The organism is Spirillospora sp. NPDC046719 (assembly GCF_040645715.1).
In the GTDB taxonomy this organism is placed as follows: Bacteria; Actinomycetota; Actinomycetes; order Streptosporangiales; family Streptosporangiaceae; genus Spirillospora.
Genome location: NZ_JBEYYT010000711.1, coordinates 1 through 3,278, shown reverse-complemented (window position 1 = coordinate 3,278; position 3,278 = coordinate 1). Strand labels below are relative to the sequence as shown.

Below are 3,278 nucleotides of genomic sequence, written 5' to 3'. Positions count from 1 at the left end.
CTCGGGGGGCGTCCCGGCCCGCCGTTTCTGCGCTCCGGGGCGCTGACCTGCGGACGATCGATCTCAGAACGGACTCAGTACGGTAAAGCTTGCCGGTCTAGACCGCTTTCGTGTTGCGGAGCACGGCACAGGCGAACGTACTATTCGGGCGATTTGTCCGACGTGATGGCCGAGCACGTATGCCCGAGATGACGACGAGATCACAACTCAGATACGGGTACTGGTGCAGCCCGTCTCACGGATGGACAGTCATGGCCGAGGGGCTACCTTTCCCTTCAGCAAACGCGGCGTAACGGGCACGGGGTCAGCGGATGATCTCCGCGACCGCCGGTCACCGCGCCGGCGGCGGCATGGCCGAACCAGTGGCCGGACGGTAGGAGGTACAGAGCGTGGCCGCACCCCTTGAGGTGACCGGGTCCGACACCGAGGCGCAGCCGGAAGCGGTCCTCGCCGGTGTCGACGGCAAGGCGATCCAGGGACGCTCCCTGGGCCAGATCGCCTGGATGCGACTCAAGCGCGACAAGGTCGCGCTCGCCGGCGGCGTCATCGTGGTCCTGCTGATCCTCCTGGCGATCTTCGGGCCGCTGCTGGTGCAGTCGCCGCTGGCCTACCACCAGAACCTGATCGACCCGACCTACAACCGGCCGAAGACCGGCATCTGGCACACCGGCATCAGCGCCGACCACCTCCTCGGGGTGGAGCCCGGCACCGGCCGCGACCTGCTCGCCCGGATCGTGCACGGCGCCCGGATCTCGCTGCTGGTGTCGTTCCTCGCGACCGTGCTGTCGGTGGTCATCGGCACCGTCCTCGGCATCACCGCCGGCTACTTCGGCGGCTGGGTCGACACGCTCATCAGCCGGGCGATGGACGCCTTCCTCGCGTTCCCCCTGCTGCTGTTCGCGATCGCGCTGGTCGCCGTCATCTCCGACGGCTCGTTCGGGCTGAGCGGCAACGGCCTGCGGGTCTGGGTGCTGATCTTCGTCATCGGGTTCTTCAACTGGCCCTACATCGGCCGGATCATCCGCGGCCAGACCCTCTCGCTGCGCGAACGCGAGTTCGTCGACGCGGCCCGCAGCATGGGCGCCCGGAACTCCTACATCCTGTTCAAGGAGATCCTGCCGAACCTCGTCGCGCCGATCCTGGTCTACTCGACCCTGCTGATCCCGACGAACATCCTGTTCGAGGCGGCGCTGTCGTTCCTCGGCGTCGGCGTGATCCCGCCGACCCCGTCGTGGGGCGGCATGCTGACCCTCGCGGTGCCGATCTACTCCTCCGACCCGATGTACATGATCGTCCCCGGTGTGGCGATCTTCATCACCGTCCTCGCCTTCAACCTGCTCGGTGACGGGCTGCGGGACGCTCTCGACCCTCGGGCCAAGTGACCTCGGGTTCATCCGACCCGGAGAAATGAATGGGGTGCGCCTGCACATGAACAAGATGAGACCAATCGCGGCCCTCGCGGCCGGCGCGCTCGCCGCGGCGGGCCTCGCCGCCTGCGGCGGCGGCGACTCGGGCGGCTCGGGGAGCGGGCCCGGCTACAACGCCGCGGTCGACAAGGTCATCAACCAGTCGGACAAGAAGGGCGGCACCCTCCGCCTGGCGATGTCCGACGACTTCGACTCGCCGGACCCGGGCAACCAGTACTACGCGTGGGACCAGAACTTCTCGCGCTTCTACGGCCGGGGCCTGATGACCTTCAAGCCGGCCGCGGGCGACGAGAGCAAGCAGATCGTCCCGGACCTGGCGACCGCGCCCGGTCAGCCGAGCGACGGCGCGAAGACCTGGACCTACAAGCTGCGCACCGGCGTGAAGTTCGACGACGGCACCCCCGTCACGTCCAAGGACGTGAAGTACGCCGTCGAGCGCTCCAACTTCACCGACGAGATGCAGCTCGGTCCGAAGTACTTCAAGACCTACCTGATCGACAACAAGCCCGCGTACAAGGGTCCCTACAAGGACAAGAGCGACGAGGGCCTGAAGTCGATCGAGACGCCGGACGACAGCACGATCATCTTCCACCTGTCGAAGCCGTTCTCGGAGTTCGACGACCTGGTGGCGATGTCGCAGACGATCCCCGTGCCGAAGGCCAAGGACACCGGTCTGAAGTACGAGTCGTCGATCGTCTCCAGCGGCCCGTACAAGGTCGACAACTACACCCGCGGCAAGTCGATGACGCTGTCGCGGAACCCGAACTGGGACCCCAGCACCGACCCGATCCGCAAGGCGCTGCCCGACAAGATCGAGCTGCAGCTGAAGCAGAACGCCGACGACATCGACAACCGCCTGCTGGCCGGTTCGCTCGACATGGACGTCGCGGGCGTGGGCGTGCAGGCCGGTACGCAGCCGAAGGTGCTGGCGGCGGCGCAGAAGCCGTACACCGACAACCCGATCCAGGGCTACCTGCGGTTCATGTCGCTGAACCAGCACGTCAAGCCGCTGGACAACATCCACTGCCGCAACGCCGTGCAGTACGCGACCGACAAGGTCGCCGCGCAGACCGCCTACGGAGGCCCGCTGGCCGGCGGTGACGTCGCCACGACGATCCTGCCCCCGACGGTCGACGGGTACCGCAAGTTCGACCTGTTCCCGCAGAAGCAGGCGGCGGGCGGCAACGGCCTCGACGCGGCCACGCTGGCGAAGGCCAAGCAGGAGCTCGCGGCCTGCGGCCAGCCGAACGGCTTCACGACGAAGATCTCGGCCCGGTCCGACCGGCCGAAGGAAGTCGCGATGGCCCAGGCCATCCAGCAGAGCCTCAAGAAGGTCGGCATCAACGTCAGCATCGTGCAGTGGCCGGCCGGCGACTACTTCAACAAGTACGTCGGCGTCCCGAACTACGTGCACCAGCACGGCATCGGCATGATGCTCATGGCGTGGGCGGCCGACTGGCCGACCGGCTACGGCTTCCTCTCCCAGATCGTCGACGGCCGGGCCATCAAGCCCTCCGGCGGCAACAACCTGGCCGAGGAGGACAACCCGAAGGTGAACGCCGCGCTGGACCAGGCGATCGCCAGCACCGACAAGGCCACGCGGACCAAGCTCTACGGCGACATCGACCAGATGGTCATGCAGGACGCCGTCGAGGTCCCGCTGATCTACGCCAAGGCCCTGCTCTACCGGCCGAAGCGGGTCACCAACGTCGGTATCACGGCCGGCTACGGCGGAATGTACGACTACCTCAACATGGGCGTGGAGAAGTAAGTCTCCCTCCGTCCATGCGTTCATCTGAAGGCAGGTGAAGGCGATGCCCGCCGACCTGTACCGGGCCCACAGGTCCGGCC

General features: G+C 67.0%; 2 protein-coding genes. Both read left to right on the top strand.

Annotated features, from left to right (window positions below):
• Window positions 1–389 precede the first annotated feature (389 nt).
• On the top strand, window positions 390–1,382 hold the full coding sequence (locus ABZ914_RS49045; RefSeq protein WP_190857210.1) for an ABC transporter permease subunit: 993 nt from the start codon (window positions 390–392) through the stop codon (window positions 1,380–1,382).
• Between the two features lie 55 nt (window positions 1,383–1,437).
• Window positions 1,438–3,198, top strand: coding sequence for an ABC transporter substrate-binding protein (locus ABZ914_RS49040; protein WP_500201470.1), 1,761 nt, complete (start codon window positions 1,438–1,440; stop codon window positions 3,196–3,198).
• Window positions 3,199–3,278: the final 80 nt, after the last annotated feature.

Excerpts from the sequence above, each read along its gene's own strand:
- ABZ914_RS49040 (WP_500201470.1), top strand. The coding sequence starts at position 1,438 with ATGAGACCAATCGCGGCCCTCGCGGCCGGCGCGCTCGCCGCGGCGGGC.